The organism is Enemella dayhoffiae, from assembly GCF_002250625.1.
Lineage (GTDB): Bacteria > Actinomycetota > Actinomycetes > Propionibacteriales > Propionibacteriaceae > Enemella > Enemella dayhoffiae.
Genome location: NZ_NMVQ01000001.1, coordinates 98,728 through 114,668, shown reverse-complemented (window position 1 = coordinate 114,668; position 15,941 = coordinate 98,728). Strand labels below are relative to the sequence as shown.

Sequence of the window (15,941 nt, the reverse complement as noted above, 5' to 3'; positions counted from 1 at the left end):
GGCTCAGCCGCCGGTCGGCTCGGCCAGCGTGGCGAACCGGCGTACGACTAGTCTGCGAAGCACCATGGCCACAGTCACCTTCAACCGGCCGAAGCGCCCCTCCGGCCCGGCGATGCCGCGCGGCGACCTGTTGCTGGAGTCCCCGCCGGAGATCCCGCCGCCCGCGACCGGGGCGAGCTGGGGCATGGTGCTGCGGATGCTGCCGATGCTCGCCGGCGCGGGCGCGATGGCGCTGATGATGACCTCCACCGCCGGGGCGCGCGGGCCGCTGGGCGCGGTGATGGGCGGGATGTACGGCATCTCGATGCTGGGCATGATGATGACCCAGACCGGCCGCGGCAACGACGACCAGGCGCAACAGCTCGACGCCGCCCGCCGCGACTATTTCCGCTATCTCGGCCAGATGCGCAAGCGGATCCGCGACACCGCCGCCGACCAGCGGCGCTCGACCCGGTTCATCCACCCCGAGCCGGAGGCGCTGTGGACCATAGCCGGTACCCGCCGGATGTGGGAACGCCGCCCCGAGGATCCCGACTTCGGGTCGATCCGGATCGGGCTCGGCCAGCAGAACTTCGCCCAACGGATCACCCCGCCGGAGTCGAAACCGGTCGAGGACCTGGAACCGCTCACCGTCGGCGCCCTGCGCCGGTTCATGAACACCCACCGCCGGGTCACCTCGGTGCCCGCCTCGCTCGACCTGCCGTCGTATCGCCTGATCCAGCTGATCGGCGAGGAGGACGGGGCGCGTCGGTTGGCGTTTGCGATGGTCGCGCAGATGGCCGCCTGGCACGCGCCGACCGAGTTCCGGATCGTGTTCTGCATCGCGCCGGAGAACCAGCCGCACTGGGACTGGGTGAAGTGGCTGCCGCACGCCCAGCATCCCGATCGCCATGACGGCGTCGGGCAGGTACGCCTGTTCGCCTCCGGCCTGACCGAGCTCGCCCAGCTCGCCGAGGGAGCGGTCGGGTCGCTCACCGACGAGACGCTGCGGCACGTGGTCGTCGTCACCGACGGCGTCGACGGGGTGAACGCCGCCCAGTTCTCCGCGCCGGGGACCACCGCGACCACCGTCGAGGTGTCTCGGGTACGCGAGGCCCCGCGCCGGATCGAACCCGGCACGATGGCGATCGAGGTGCGCGAGGGGGTGCTGCGGGCGCACATGCGCCGCGGCAACCGGTTGCAGAGCAGCGAGATCGGCCCCGCCGACCAGATCCCGATGGTGCACGCCGAGATGCTGGCCCGCGGGCTGGCCCCCTATCGGATGCCGCTCGGTGCCGTGGTCGAGGAGACCGGCGAGGTGTCCGAGGCCCCGGTCTTCGAACCACCCAAGGATTATCCGACGATGGTCGGAGTGGGCGACCCGGCCACCCTGGACACCTCGCGCGCCTGGAAACTGCGCCCGCTGCACCAGCGGCTGCGCATCCCGGTCGGCAACGGCGTCAACGGCCAGCCGGTCGACCTGGACATCAAAGAGGCTGCGATGGCCGGCATGGGTCCGCACGGGTTGTGCATCGGCGCCACCGGTTCCGGCAAGTCGGAGTTCCTGCGTACGCTCGTGCTCGGCCTGGCGATGACCCACCCGCCGGACCAGCTGAACTATGTGCTGGTCGACTTCAAGGGCGGCGCCACCTTCGCCGGGCTGGAGGAACTGCCGCACGTCTCGGCGGTGATCACCAACCTCGAGGGCGAGCTCGCCCTGGTCGACCGGATGCAGGACGCCATCGGCGGTGAGCTCGACCGGCGGATGGAGGTGCTGTCACAGACCAACGCCCAGCTGCGCAACCGCGACATCAAGAACCGCGAGGAATACGACCAGGCCCGCCTCGACGGTGCCGACATCCCGCCGATGCCCAGCCTGTTCATCGTCGTCGACGAGTTCTCCGAGCTGCTCACCGCGCGTCCGGAGTTCATCGACCTGTTCATCCAGATCGGTCGGATCGGCCGCTCCATCGGCGTACACCTGCTGCTCGCCTCGCAGCGACTGGAGGAGTCGAAGCTGCGCGGCCTGGACACCTTCCTGTCCTATCGGATCGCGCTGCGCACCTTCTCCCCGCAGGAATCCCGCACGGTGATCGGCGTACCGGACGCCTATGAGCTGCCGAGCGCGCCGGGCAACGGCTATCTGAAGTACGACACCACCAACATGGTGCAGTTCAAGGCGGCGTACGTGTCCGGTGCCTGGAAGGGGACCACCGCACCGCCGCGCGCCCGGGTCCGCGGCGGGGACCTGCTGGATGCCGCCGAGATCGACGACTTCACCGACACCTGGACGCCGCCGGTGCTCGAGTTCACCCCGCGCCCGGTGGCGATCCCGCAACCGCCCGAACCGGAACCGGTGCCGGTCGAGGTGACCGCGCCGGCCCCCGAGGAGTTGGCCGAGACCGAACCCGAACCGCCCCCGCCGCCGGCGAAGAAGGATGATGACGACGAGGAGACCCTGCTCAGCGTCGTCGTCGGGCGGCTGCGCGGCCAGGGCTGGCCGGCGCACAAGGTGTGGCTGCCGCCGCTGGACATCCCGCCGACCCTGGACGAGTTGTACGCTTCCAGCTTCGGCGACGCGGGTGCGCTGGTCGAGGTCGAGGGGCGTGGGCTCACCACTACCGACCGCCGGATGCACGGGCGACTGCAGGCGCCGATGGGGCTGATCGACCGCCCGCGTCAGCAGCGCCGCGACCCGATGTGGATCGACCTGTCCGGTTCGGGTGGCCACCTCGGTGTGGTCGGCGGTCCGCAGAGCGGCAAGTCGACGGTGCTGCGGTCGACGGTGATGTCGCTCGGGCTGCAGCACACCCCGGCCGAGGTCGGTTTCTATTGCCTCGACTTCGGCGGCGGGGCGCTCGGTTCGCTGCGCGGGTTGCCGCATGTGGGCTCGGTGTGCGGGCGGCTCGACGTCGACCGGGTGAAGCGGACCGTGGCCGAGTTGAGCTCGCTACTCACCGCGCGGGAGACCCAGTTCGCCAACCTCGGGATCGAGTCGATGCAGGCGTACCGGCGCGGCCGGGCCCAGGGCACGATCCCGCCGGACCGGTTCGCCAGCGACGTGTTCCTGGTCGTCGACGGCTGGATCACGCTGCGCCAGGAGTTCGAGAACCTCGAGTCGACGATCACCCAGCTCGCCAACCGGGGCCTGAGCTTCGGCATCCACGTGATGCTCAGCGCGGGCAAGTGGTCGGAGTTCCGGATGAACATCCGCGACCTGCTGCTGAGCCGGGTGGAGCTGAAGCTCGGCGACAACTTCGAGTCCGAGATCAACCGCAAGCTGGCCGCCAGCGTGCCCGAGGGGCGCCCGGGTCGTGGGCTCTCCCGGGACGGGTTGCACTCGCTCAGCGCGCTCCCGCGGATCGACGGAAACCCCGACGTGGAAGAGCTTTCCGAAGGGGTCAAGGCCTCCGTGCAGCGGATCGCCCAGGCGTGGCACGGGCCGAAGGCCGCCGAGGTGCGGATGCTGCCCGACGACCTGTCCCCGGCCCAGCTGCCGATGGTCGAGCGGGACGGGACCAACCGCTCCTTCCCGCTCGGGGTGGACGAGCTGGAGCTGGCGCCGCTGTGGTTCGACCCGGTGGCCGAGCCGCACCTGGTCGCCTTCGGTGCGCCGGAGTCGGGCAAGTCGACGCTGATCCGCACGGTGCTGAACGGGATCGTCTCCCGCTATACCCCCGACGAGGCGCGGATCCTGCTGCTGGACTATCGCCGTGTCCACCTGGGACTGGTGCCCGAGGAGCAGCTGATCAGCTATTGCGCGTCCTCGCAGGCGGCGACCGACATGGCGAAGCACCTCGCCGAGGCCGTTCGGGTACGCCTGCCCGGCCCGGACGTCTCCCAGGAGGAGCTGCGGAACCGGTCCTGGTGGGAGGGCATGGAGATCTTCGTCGTGGTCGACGACTATGACCTGGTCGCCACCTCGATGAACAACCCGCTGTCGCCGTTCGCCGACCTGGTCTCCCAGGCCTCGGACATCGGGCTGCACATCATCATCGCCCGCGGCATGGGCGGCGCCGGCCGGGCCGCGTTCAGCGACGCGATCATCGCCCGGATGAAGGACGGTCAGTCGCCGGGCCTGATCATGTCCGGTACCAAGGACGAGGGCCAGCTGCTCGCCGACGTCCGCCCGTTCCCGCTGCCGCCCGGCCGCGGTACCTGGGTCTCCCGCGCCGGCAAGGTGCTGGTCCAGACGGTGCACACCCCCGCCCCCGAGTTCTGATCTGACCTGGGCCCCCGCACTCCCTGTGGCCATCTAGCGAACCCTCCTGCCGCCCAGCGATCCCTCGAGGGTCAGGGGGATGGCCTCAGGGTTCGCTGGATGGCCGGTGGGGTGAGCGTGGGTTCGCTGGATGGCCAGCGGGGGAGCGGCCCTAGACCTTCCAGCCGCGTCGGCGGCCGGAGGGGTACGCCGCGAAGAGGGCCGTGGCGAGGCCGATGCCACCGAGAGCGGCCACGCCGAGCACGACGGCCAGCTTGCCGCCGCGGGTGGTGCTCGCCGGGCGGGTCGGATCGGGCGCGCGGCCACCCTGCGGCGTCGGGCTCGGCCCGGGGGTGGCGAAGTCGACGTCGGTGAGCGCCCGGTAGGGGGAGATCACCCCGTGCCCGAGCTGCTTGTCCGGGACGGCCGAGGCGGGTGGGTCGGCGCTCGCCTCGAGCCGGCGGCGTACCTGTTGCGGGGTCAGTCGTCGGTTGCGCTCCAGCATCAGCGCGACGGTGGCCGAGACCAGCGGGGCGGCGAAGCTGGTGCCGTCGACGGTGCTCCAGGACTGGCCCTGCGGTCCGGACGGGTTGGCCGCCAGCACCGCCACCCCGGGCGCCCCGACGCTCACGGTCATCTGCGGGTGGAACTGCGACTGGGGATGGGGCTGGTCGTTGATGTCGCTCATCCCCACCGCGATCACGTCCCGATAGCTCCCCGGGTAGGGCGCCTGGTTGGACGCGCCCTCATTGCCGGCGGCCCCGACGATCACGATCCCGGCGGCGGCGGCGTCGGTGATCGCGCGCCGGTATTCGAAGGAGTCGCTGCCCTGCTGCGAAATGTTGATGATGTCCACGCGCAGCTCGATCGCCTTGCGGATCGCCTTGATGGTCGGCTCGAGCGGCTCCCGTTCGGGCTCCTGACCGGTGTTCACCTTCGACGGTGCGGCTTTCTGCAGGGTCCGCATCGAGATCACCTCGGCGTCCGGCGCGAGGCCGACGAAACCGCCCGGCTCCGCGGTGCCGACGATCAGCGAGGCGACCTGGGTGCCGTGCGAGCAGTCGGCGCGCCGCTCGTTGCCGTTGCCCCGTGGGCCCTTGTCATAGCCGGCGAAGTTGTAGGTGCGGGTCACCGTCGGCCGCCCCTCGCGCAGCAGCGCTGGGTTGCGGGAGGTGTCCACGCCGGTGTCCAGCACGGCGATCCGAATCCCCTTGCCGGTGGCGAGCTGGTGCACCTTGTCCACCTGCAGCCGCTTGGTCGCCCAGTGCGGATCCTTCTCCGCCTCGGCCCCGTTGGCTGCATAGTCGGCGCAGATCGCCGGGTCGAACGGTTCCCCCTCGCCGTCGACGGCGTACGCCGGAACGGCCAGTCCGGCGAGCAGCAGCCCGGTGGCGAGGATGGCGCCCAGCTGGCGACCCTTCGACGCGCTCGTTCCTCGCCTGCTCAGGGAACGTTGGATCTCGCGCACGGCGGCAACCCTACGCCGGGCCGAGCTCAGTCGAGGAGGTCGCGCAGCGCGCTGCCGAGCCGCGGAAAGGCGTACGGGAAGTTGGTGAGCACCTTGGAGGTGACGTGCCGCCCGGTCAGGGCGAGCGCAGGGTCGGTACGCAGGGCGACGGCGCCGACCCGCAGCAGCGGCGACGGGGTCGGTACGCCGAACCGCGCCGGGGCGAGTTCGGCACGCAGCAGCCGCATCAGCTCGGCGTTGGTCACCGGCTCGGGGCTGGCCGCGACCACCACCCCGCTGGGCAGCTCCACCGGACCGAGCCCGAGTGCCGAACGGGCGATCGCCAGCCAGTCGGCCAGGTGGATCCAGGAGAACCACTGGTCGCCGGGGCCGACGGTGCCGCCAGCACCCAACCGGGCCAGCCCGGCCAGCCGGTCGAACGCGGGGCAGTCCTGGGCGAGCACGATCGAGGTGCGCAGCCACACCAGGTGATCGGTGTTCGCCCCCTCGGCCGCCCGCTCCCAGGGCTGGGCCACCCCGGTCATCTGCGGCAGCGCCGCCTGGCCGGTCGGCAGCGGGCTGGACTCATCGAGCCGGCGGTCCCCGGCGTCGGACCAGATCGCGGTGGTGGACGCCTGCAGCCAGTGCCGGACCGCCTGGGTGCACGTCGCCTCGACCAGCGCCCGGGTCGCGGCCACCCGGGAGTCGCGCAGCGCGGCCACGTTGTCCGGGGTCGGCGGGCAGTCGACCAGCTTGCCGGCGAGGTTCACCACGGCCAGCGGTCGGCCGGTTCGGAACACCTCCGCCCACTCGCCGACGGTCCGGGCGTCCCAGGCGACCTGCTCGAACGGCAGCGCCGGGTCCGGCTTCCGGGTGAGCAGCACCACCTCCTGACCGCGGCAGACCAGGTCGGCGGCCAGGTGCTGCCCGAGGAAGCCGGTCCCGCCGGCCATCACCACGCGCAGGGCGTCCGGGGCGAGCCCACCACCCGCCAGCCGGTACAACCGCACTCCATCGAGCGGTAGCGAGCGGGCCGACGGGCGTCCGGCCACCCGGGCGAACATCGGCGAAGGGGGCCCCTTGACCCGCACCCGCTGGGTCAACCGGCACCCGGTCTCGGTGGCCAGCAGCGACCACTCGAACTCGTGCACGCCGCCGGCGGGCTGGGGCTGGCGCAGCACCAGTCGGTGGTAGGACGCCGACCAGCGGAACCGGCCGGAGGTGCGCTCGTGCAGGGTTCCCGCCCAGCCGCGCGGTCGGTACCGGCCGCGTCCTTCGACCGGGCTCGACCCGCCGGTCACCTCGACGGACTCGAAGAAGTGGTGCCACTGCGGCAACCGGGTCGGGTCGCTCAGCACCTCCCACACCGACTCGATCGGCAGTGCCAGCTCAACCTGTTCGGTGCGGGACCACATGCCCCCAATTGTGCCCCCGTGGGAGACCTCTCCGACCCGCTCAGGTGGCTGGTGTGAGGGGGATCTCCCGATCCCTGCGACGGGGGCCCTTCGACGGGCTTTAGGGGCCCTACGACGGGCGTTAGGGATCGTCCCGGGAGATCGGGCAGGACATGCAGCGGGGGCCGCCGCGACCCGAGCCCAGCTCCGAGCCGGCGATCGCCAGCACCTCGATCCCGGCGTCCTCGAGTCGGGCGTTGGTCTGGGTGTTGCGCTCGTAGGCCACCGCGACCCGCGGGGCGATCGCCAGGGTGTTGTTGCCGTCGTCCCACTGCTCGCGCTCGGCGGTGACCGGGTCGAGTCCGGTGTCGATCAGTCGCAGCCGGTCGATCCCCATCGCGGCCGCGGCGACCTCCAGGAACGGCCCGGGGCGGCCCACGGCGAGCTCGCCCTCGCCGTCCGGGCGTACCTCGATGGCGGTCAGCGAACCGGCCACGTTCGGGTACATCAGCAGGGCGTCGACGTCGACCATGGTGCAGATGGTGTCCAGGTGCATGGTGGCCCGGCGCTGGTCGATCGGTACCACCACGATCCGCCGCACCAGCTCGTGCTCGAACAGGCTGCGGGCCAGCCGCTCCACCCCCGCCGGGCTGGTCCGCTCACCCACCCCGACCGCGAGTACCCCCTCGGCCAGCGCCAGCACGTCGCCGCCCTCCAGGTGCTCCGCGCCCCAGCCGTGCAACGGCGTACGCCCCTGGCGCAGGTCGGCGAACCGCGGATGGAAGTCATACAGCAACCCGGTCAGCCGGGTCTCCCGGACCCGCGCGGGCATCGCCAGCGCCGTCACCACCGGCCGGTCGCCGACCCAGACCGAGGAGTCGCGGGTGAACAGCAGGTTCGGCAGCGGGTTGATGATGAAGTCCTCCGGCTGGCGCAGCGCGGTGACCAAGGTGCGTATCCCGGTCACCTCGTCGTTGCGCAGCCCGGCGACCAGGATCTCGGTCAGCTCCGCCGGATCCAGCTCGGCCAACCGTGCGGACAGGTAGCGCCGCAGCCGATCACCCATGTGCAGGTCGTCGCAGCAGTGCTCGATCGCCAACCGGCGCGCCTCGGGATCGGCCCAGGTCTCGGTGAGCAGGTCGGTCATCCGCAGCACCTCGACCCCGCGGCCCTCCAGCAGTTCGGCGAACGCGTCGTGCTCGTCGCAGGCCCGTTCCACCCACGGGATCCCGTCGAACAGCAGGTCGTCGTTGTTGCGCGGGGTGAGCCGCCGCAACTCGTTGCCGGGCCGGTGCAGCAGCACACTGCGCAACCGGCCGACCTCGGTGCGTACGCCGGGCTGGGTGGGCTGAGGCATGCCCGCGAGCGTACGACATCCCGCGTCGCGGGGGTTGGGCGCGCTGCGCGCGAGGCGCCCAAGAATTGCCGTTAATCTTGCCTGCGTGACCCAGACGACCGAGCCTGCTGCCGCCGACCAGGCGACCGACCGGGGTTCGGTCCTGCACCGCTTCGCCTACGGCGTCCGCCAGTTGTTCGAGGTGAAACCGGGTACGCCGTGGCACCGCAACCCGCGGCTCGGGCTGGGCATGGTGCTCGCCTCGACCGTGATCACCCTGTTCGTCGGTTTCCTCGGCCCCTCGGTGACCACCCTCAACATCGGTCCGCGGAGCTCGATCCTGCCGCCGTGGTATCTCCCCGGCGGAGTGCTCAAACCGAACCCGTGGCTGGTGGTGATGCTGTGCTATCTGCTGCTGTTCCTCGGCGCGGCCGGCACGTTCATCTGCCTGCGCGCGCTCGCCGTCGGCTGGAAACCGCGCAACCGCAACCTCTACATCCTCGGTGTGGTGGTCAACCTGATCACCATCACCGTGCCGCCGCAGACCTCGGCCGATGTGCTGATGTACGCCGGTTACGGCCGGTTGACCAAGCTCGGCTACGACGCCTATTCGGTGGCGCCGGCCGAGATCTTCCGGCAGATGTACGACCCGATCATCCGGTGGACCGAGAAGCCGTGGCAGGACATGGTCAACGTCTACGGGCCGCTGCTGTATGGCATGCAATATGTGGCGAACGTGCTCGGCGGGGAAAACCTGCACGACGTGGTGTTCTGGCTGCAGCTGTTCTGCTGCGTCGCGTTCATCGCCGCTTGCACGGTGATCATCTGGATGGCGCGCGGGAACAATGCGCTGCAGCGCCGGGCGATCATCTGGACCCTGCTCAACCCGATGATGATCTGGGCCGTGGTGACCGGGGCGCACAACGAGGCGGTCTCCATCGCGGTGGCGCTGGCCGGATTCCTGTTCATCCGCAGGAACCCGTTCCTGACCGGGCTGCTGATCGGTGTCGCGTGCACCGGCAAGGCGACCGTCGGGCTGTACGGGGTGGCGATGGCGTGGGCGTACCGCCGGGAGCTGAAGAAGTTCCTGCTGTCGATGCTCGGTGCGGCGATCCCGAACACGATCGTCTACATCTTCCTGTTTCCGCGGGCGCTGGAGCTGGCCTCCAAGAACGCCAGCTATGTGATCGGTTCGTCGTGGATCTCCCCGGTCCGCCGGGTGCTGAACGTGTTCATCTCACCCGATGCGGTGTCGGTCGTGGTCAGCGTGCTCGCCTGGGGGTCGGCGGTGATGCTGGGCTGGATGCTGTCGCGGGTGCTGCCGTGGCGCGCCCTTCCCGGCGCCCCGCCGGGCACCTCACCCGAGCGGGATCCGCTGGTGATCGCCCTGCGGACCACCGTGGTGATGGCCGTCGGCTGGGTGATCACCTCGGCCTATTCGCTTGCCTGGTATGACCTGATCTATTTCCTGCCGATGGCCCTGCTCGGCGCCACCCAGCTCGACGTGATCGCGCTGCTGCGGGCCGGGGTGCTCAACGTCGCCTTCGTGCTCGGCCGGGTGATCGACTACACCCCGCTGATGGCCGCCTGGAACCAGCGGGTGCGCGAGATCATCACCCCGACCGTCGGCGTAGGCGTGATCGTGGTGGTGGTGCTGTGGTGGCACGAGCACGGGCTCAAGGTGGGCAGTCACACGAGGGCTCCGCACGCGGGTGACGAGACCAGTGGGCCACCGGGCGGGGAGGAGACCGACGAACCGGCCCGCACCACCGGTTAGCCTGCGATCGTGCCCACCAATCCGACCGCCCCGCCGCGACCCGGCTGGTATCCCGATCCGAGGGAACTGGCCGACCCCGAGCCCGACCCGGCGTACCGCTGGTGGGACGGCAGCGGCTGGACCGCTTGGCTGGCCGATTCGGCGTACGCCCCCGCCCCGCGCGGGGAGGCGCCCCGGGTCGAGCCGCGGGTGCAGAGCACGCCGCCGCGCTCGGCCCGCGGCCTGGTGGCGTTTCTGGTGGTGACCACCCTGCTGCTCGGCCTGACTGCCCTGTCGCTGTTCGGGAAGACGCTCCCCGAGCGGGTCCCGGAGGCGCCGACCCCGACCGCGCTCGGTACGCCGAAGCGCCAGGTCGCGCCGTGGAGCACCCGCGACCGCACCGCGATCGTGGCCGAGCGGTTGGAGATGACCCTGGCCGAGACGTACACCCCCGACGCCACCCGCAAGAGCCTGCCCGGTTTTCTGAGCCACTGCTGGATCGCCTCCGGCGGCCGGCAGTCGGCCAACGACACCCAATATGCCCAGCAGATCCTCGGTGCGCTGGATCCGGCGCTGGTCACCCCCGGCGAACCGGCGGCGACCGCACAACGGGCGTACCAGGAGCTGCAGAAGCGCTACACCGCCAAGGTGCCGATGCAGTGGGATCAGCCGAGGACCGAACCGTGGCCGGGGCTGCCGGGGGCGGTGAAGCTGACCGCGGGGCTGCGCTATCAGACCACCGAGCCGGTGGCGCCGGAGACCGTGACCATGCTGGTGCTGCCGTGGCAGGGCGAGGGCGGCTCGGGGATGGCGCTGTGGCTGAGCATGATGCCGACCGACGAGGACCCCGACATCGTCGCCGCCGCGGAGGCGTCGCAGCGCACCATCAAGCTGGTCTGAGACCGGGGGCGGACGCCGGCCCGGTCGCACTAACCTGACCGGCATGCCAGCCCAGCAGCCCGACCGATTCGGCTTCCTCGGTCCGGTGAACACGTTCTGCCACCAGGCCCTGCTCAGCGTGCCGGAGGTACCGGCCGATCCGGTGCCGTTTCCCTCGGTGCCGCTGGCACTGGACGGCGTCCGCACCGGTCAGGTCGCCGCGGCGCTGGTGCCGATCGAGAACTCGATCGAGGGCGGCGTGTCCGCCACGCTGGACAACCTCACCTACGGCGAACGGCTGGTGATCACCCGCGAGGTGCTGCTGCCGGTGCAGTTCGACCTGTTCGCCCGGCCGGGCACCGAGCTGTCCCAGGTGCGCCGGGTGATCACCCACCCGCACGCCTCGGCCCAGTGCCGGCAGTGGCTGGCCGATCACCTGCCCGAGGCCCAGGTCGCCGAGGGCGGGTCGACCGCCGCCGGGGCGAGCGAGGTCGCCGACCCGCAGTCGCGCTTCGACGCCACCATCTGCGCCCGGGTCGCCGGGCAGGCGAACGGGCTGGTGGCGGTGGCCAGCGAGATCGCCGACAACCCCGACGCCGTGACCCGCTTCGTGCTGGTCACCCGCCCGGGTCCGACGCCGGAGCCGACCGGGGCCGACAAGACCACCCTGGTCGTCTTTCTCAACGACGACGAGTCCGGGGCGCTGATGCGGATGCTGGAGCAGTTCGCCTCGCGCGGGGTGAACCTGTCCCGGATCGAGTCCCGGCCGAGCCGGCTGGTGCGCGGCACCTACAGCTTCTCGATCGACGTGCACGGACACGTGGCCGACGCCCGCGTCGCCGGCGCGATGAAGGGGGTCCGCCGGACCAGCCGCGAGGTCGTCTTCCTCGGCTCCTATCCGCGGGCCGATCGGGTGCGGCCCGCGGTGGAGAAGGGGCACGGCGACGCCGACTATCGGCTGGCCGAGGAGTGGCTCGACGGGATCCGCGGATCCTGACCCTCCGGATCGACCACGCGTCGTTCGGGGTCTGCCGGAGCGGGCGGCTCTGCGGCCGGGGCTCGTCGACTCGTGGTCGATCCGGAGGGCCCGGTGGTCGATCCGCAGAGTCAGGGCAGCATCACCGTCAGTGAGCTCGGCATCACCTCGGCCAGCAGGGTGCTGCACCGGCCCTCGGTGTCGCCGTCGAGCTGATAGGCATCGCTGCGTTCGGAACGTACCTCGACGCGGCGGCCCTGGATCAGGTCCATCCGGCGATCCTTGGTGCCGGTGCGGGTGAGCACCTTGGTGGTCAGCCGGACCCAGTCGGCGGCGGTCCGCGGGGAGGCGACCAGCAGGTCGAGCAACCCGTCGGTGGCCGAGGCGCCCGGGATGATCCGGATGTTGTTGGTGAGCAGCCCGACGTTGCCGATCAGCAGCACCGACGCCCGCCGCCGGAACCACTCGCCGTCATCGACGCGGATCGCCACCGGCAGCGGCGGGTGGTTGGCGCTCTGCGCGGCCGCCAGGAAATAGGCGGCGTTGCCGACCGCCTTCTTCAGGTCGGCGTCGGTGCGGTCCATGATGGTCGCGTCGATGCCGATCCCGGCCATCACCCCGAACACGTGGCTGTGTTCGTGGTCGGTCCCGCGGTCAACGGTCAGCCGGATCAGGTCGATCCGCTCGGGCCTGCCGAGGAAAGCCGCCCGCAGCGCCTCCGACTCGTCGAGCGGGATCTCCAGGTTGCGGGCCAGCAGGTTGCCGGTGCCGGCGGGGATCACCGCGAACGGCGTCTCGGAATCGGCGAGCACCTCACAGATCGCGCGGATCGTGCCGTCACCGCCGGCGCCGAGCACCAGGTCGACCTCGCGTTCCAGCGCCAGCCGGGCCATCTCATAGCCGGGATCGTGCCGGCTGGTCTCCAGCCACAGCGGCGGCTCCCAGCCGCGGCGCTCGGCCTCGTAGGCGACGTGGCGCCGGAAGGTGGTCACGTCCAGCACCTTGGTCGGGTTGAAGATCACCGCGCAGCGCTTCCGCTCGCCCTCGGGCTGCACCGGTTTCGGTCGGGCGAGTGCGATCTCCAGCGGGTTGCTCGGCAGCACGCGGACGCCGGCGATGACCAGCGAGGCCGAGGCGACCAGCCCGCCGAGCAGGGCGCCGCCGACCAGGTCGGAGAGCCAGTGCGCGTTCATCGCCCAGCGATCCAGCGCCACCCCGACGACCGCGAGCCCGCCGATCAGGCGGGAGGCCAGCCGGCGGGTGAACGACTGGCGGGTGACCACCACCGCCGCCGCGATCATGAACGCCGTGACGGTGGCAGCCACCACGTGCCCCGACGGGTACGCCCAGCCGGCGTCGGTGATCACGTCCAGCGGCGTGTGCGGCCGGGTACGCCCGATCAGCCACTTCAGCCCCAGGTGCGACCCCCAGCCGAGCACGATCGACAGGCCGATGGCCACCGCCAGATTGCGCAGTCGGCGTTGGAACGCCCACAACGCGATGCCGGCCAGCACGGCGTACAACACTCCGGGCCAGGTGAGCAGCGCCACCGCCGACAGGATCTGGGCGGCGGGGGAGTGCGGGCTCAGCCCCCGATGGAGGGTGGCGCGGTCGAGCCTGTCCAGCTGACCGGCGGTGACCAGCCAGGTCCAGACGGCGTACCCCACCGCCAGTACCGCGATGGTGGCGGTGGCGGTGGGGCTCGGGGACCGGCGTGCCATGGCCTCAGACTAGGGCCGCGGCGGACGCGTGGGTGCCGCGGTCGGTCAGGTGAACAGCGAGAGCAGCAGCACCACGACCAGGCCGGTCACCGAGTGGCGCCGGTGTCCGCCCCAGTGGAAGTCAGCCCGGTCGAACCGGTCGAGGTCGACCCGCCCGCCGTCTGGTGCGCGTGCGCGGTCTCGGTGACGACCAGCTCGGGTGCCGCGGCGGGCACCCAGCGCGCGGCCAGCGAGGCGAACAGCGGCCCGCCGAGGGCGATCACCGGGATGGCGGTGAGGACGCCGAGGCCGAGGGTGAGGCCCAGGTCGGCCTTCAGCAGACCGACGGCGGCCAGCGGACCGGGGTGCGCTGGTACCAGCGCGTGCATCGCCGACAGACCGGCGAGCGCGGGGGATGCCGATCTTCATGATCGGCGACTCGCCCGCCGCGACACCAGCACGATCACCGGAATCAGCAGCACCAGGCCGATCTCGAAGAACATCGGCAGCCCGATCAGCGCGCCGACCAGGGCCATCGCCCACGGCAAGTGCGGCGCGGGAGGAGCGGGCGATGATGGTGTCGACGAGGCTGTCCGCGCCGCCGGAGTCGGCGAGCAGCTTGCCGACGATGGCGCCGAGGGCAATCAGCACGCCGACGCTGGCGACGGTGGAGCCGACCCCCTTGGTGAACGACTCGATCATCCCCTTCAGCGGCATCCCGCCGATGACACCGACCAGCAGTGAGCCGATGGTCAGGCTGAGGAACGGGTTGAGCTTGAACTTGGTGATCAGCACGACCAGCACGGCGATGCCGATCAGCGCGGTCAGCACCAGCTGGGCGGGCGCGGTCTCCAGAACGGTGAGCATGTCAGGCCTCGGGGTTCGAGGTTGAGGTGGTGAGGAAGTCGACGATCGCGGTCACGATCTCGTCGGCGCTGCGGTTGAAGTCGAGGGTGAGGCCGGTCTCGTCGGCGGCCAGCGGCTGCAGCGTGTCGTACTGCGACCGCATCAGCGAGGCGGGCATGAAGTGGTTCGGCCGGGCCGCGACCCGGGCGTACGCCACCTCCATCGGCCCGGCCAGGTGCAGGAACGGTACGCCCGGTGCGGCGGCCCGGATCAGGTCGCGATAGTCGCGTTTCAGCGCCGAACAGGTGGCGACGGCCCCCACCTCGTGGTGTTCGGCCAGCCAGGCGCCGATCCGGGCCAGCCACGGCCGGCGGTCCTCATCGGTCAGCGAGTGCCCGGCGGACATCTTGGTGATGTTGGCCGGTGGGTGAAACGTGTCCGCGTCGGCGAACGGTACGCCGAGTCGCTCGGCGAGCTCGTGGCCGATGGTGGTCTTGCCGCAGCCGGACACTCCCATCACCACCGCGATCCGCGCTGGCGGGGCCTGCGGATCCTTCATGTCGGTCTCCTTTGTCCGAGGCGGTCGTCGTCGACCACTATCGAATAGTATTATTTATTTTTCTACTGTCCAGATATGATCCGATCATTTTCGGTGGAATGCTCGGTGGACACCGCGACGTATTGCCTAGGATTGCGCCATGTCGCAGGCGCCCTTGACCGAACGGATCGCGACAGAGCTGGGCGCCCGCATCGTCAACGAGGAACTCCGTCCCGGCAGCGTGCTGCTGCTGGAGGAGCTGGGCGCCGAGTTCGGCGTCTCCCGGACCGTCGCCCGGGAGGCGGTGAAGCTGCTCGAGTCGCACCAGCTGGTGACCAGCCGCCGCCGGGTCGGCGTGCAGGTACAACCGCCCGGCAGTTGGAGCGCCCTCTCACCGTTCGTGCTCCGCGCCCGGTTGGCCGGCCCGCGCCGGCTGGAGCAGCTGGAGGCGATCAGCCAGCTGCGCCGCGGGGTGGAGCCGATCGCCGCCGGACTCGCCGCCGTCCACGCGAGCGACGAGCAGCAGCAGGCGCTCGTCGGTGCCGCCCTGGGCATGGCGCAGACCGGACGGGTGATCGCCGGCGCGCTGCCGGACCTGCAGGCGTACCTCGCCCACGACGTGGTGTTCCACCGCACCCTGCTGATCGCCTCGGGCAACCCGCTGATGGCGAGCCTGGCCGACATCATCGAGGAGGTGCTCACCGCGCGGACCAACCACCACCTGATGCCCCCGGTGCCCAACCCCGACGCGATCCGGCTGCACCGCCAGGTGGCGCTCGCGATCGCCGACGGGGATGCGGTGGGGGCCGAGCAGGCGATGCGCGAGATCGTCGACGAGGCCAGGGCCGCGGTGGCGACGATGGCGCAGGAGCCGGGCCGCTAGGCTGGC

General features: G+C 71.2%; 10 protein-coding genes and 2 pseudogenes. 5 read left to right on the top strand and 7 right to left on the bottom strand.

The genetic code is table 11. The annotated features are described in order from the left end of the window. Nucleotides 1–64 precede the first annotated feature (64 nt). Nucleotides 65–4,201, top strand: a complete 4,137-nt coding sequence (eccCa, locus tag CGZ93_RS00570) for a type VII secretion protein EccCa (RefSeq protein ID WP_094362206.1) — start codon at nt 65–67, stop codon at nt 4,199–4,201. Nucleotides 4,202–4,352: 151 nt separating this feature from the next. On the opposite strand, the gene CGZ93_RS00565 is transcribed toward eccCa, so the two are convergent. The 3 genes from CGZ93_RS00565 to CGZ93_RS00555 all read right to left on the bottom strand — a co-directional run bounded on the left by CGZ93_RS00565 (nt 4,353) and on the right by CGZ93_RS00555 (nt 8,378). Further along, a complete protein-coding gene (locus CGZ93_RS00565) occupies nt 4,353–5,648 on the bottom strand; it encodes a S8 family peptidase (RefSeq protein ID WP_176451570.1) in 1,296 nt (431 codons plus the stop codon). Between the two features lie 26 nt (nt 5,649–5,674). Beyond that, on the bottom strand, nt 5,675–7,042 hold the full coding sequence (locus CGZ93_RS00560) for an NAD-dependent epimerase/dehydratase family protein (RefSeq protein ID WP_094362204.1): 1,368 nt from the start codon (nt 7,040–7,042) through the stop codon (nt 5,675–5,677). A 121-nt stretch (nt 7,043–7,163) separates the two neighbouring features. Continuing rightward, nucleotides 7,164–8,378 (bottom strand): arginine deiminase, encoded by a 1,215-nt coding sequence (locus CGZ93_RS00555; protein ID WP_094362203.1) that lies wholly within the window; start codon nt 8,376–8,378, stop codon nt 7,164–7,166. A gap of 85 nt (nt 8,379–8,463) precedes the next feature. On the opposite strand from CGZ93_RS00555, the gene mptB reads away from it, so the two are divergent. From mptB to pheA, 3 genes are read left to right on the top strand one after another with little or no spacing between them, the layout of a single operon-like run. Then, a complete protein-coding gene (gene mptB, locus CGZ93_RS00550; protein ID WP_094362202.1) occupies nt 8,464–10,134 on the top strand; it encodes a polyprenol phosphomannose-dependent alpha 1,6 mannosyltransferase MptB in 1,671 nt (556 codons plus the stop codon). A gap of 9 nt (nt 10,135–10,143) precedes the next feature. Beyond that, nucleotides 10,144–11,013, top strand: coding sequence for a DUF2510 domain-containing protein (locus CGZ93_RS00545; RefSeq protein WP_094362201.1), 870 nt, complete (start codon nt 10,144–10,146; stop codon nt 11,011–11,013). 43 nt (nt 11,014–11,056) lie between these two features. Next, a complete protein-coding gene (gene pheA, locus CGZ93_RS00540; RefSeq protein WP_094362200.1) occupies nt 11,057–11,989 on the top strand; it encodes a prephenate dehydratase in 933 nt (310 codons plus the stop codon). A gap of 110 nt (nt 11,990–12,099) precedes the next feature. On the opposite strand, the gene CGZ93_RS00535 is transcribed toward pheA, so the two are convergent. From CGZ93_RS00535 to CGZ93_RS00525, 4 genes and pseudogenes are all read right to left on the bottom strand, one after another. Continuing rightward, on the bottom strand, nt 12,100–13,689 hold the full coding sequence (locus tag CGZ93_RS00535; RefSeq protein WP_094362199.1) for a diacylglycerol kinase family protein: 1,590 nt from the start codon (nt 13,687–13,689) through the stop codon (nt 12,100–12,102). Between the two features lie 86 nt (nt 13,690–13,775). Next, a pseudogene (locus tag CGZ93_RS19955) lies at nt 13,776–14,171 on the bottom strand (GntT/GntP/DsdX family permease). Between the two features lie 121 nt (nt 14,172–14,292). Then, nucleotides 14,293–14,535, bottom strand: a pseudogene (locus CGZ93_RS19950) (GntT/GntP/DsdX family permease); the annotation flags it as partial. Between the two features lies 1 nt (nt 14,536). Continuing rightward, nucleotides 14,537–15,073 carry a gluconokinase gene (locus CGZ93_RS00525; protein ID WP_094362198.1) on the bottom strand — a complete coding sequence of 179 codons (537 nt, stop codon included), beginning with the start codon at nt 15,071–15,073 and terminating at the stop codon, nt 14,537–14,539. A gap of 139 nt (nt 15,074–15,212) precedes the next feature. On the opposite strand from CGZ93_RS00525, the gene CGZ93_RS00520 reads away from it, so the two are divergent. Then, entirely contained in the window at nt 15,213–15,935 is a 723-nt protein-coding gene (locus CGZ93_RS00520; protein ID WP_094362197.1) for a FadR/GntR family transcriptional regulator, read from the top strand. The last annotated feature ends 6 nt before the right edge of the window (nt 15,936–15,941 follow it).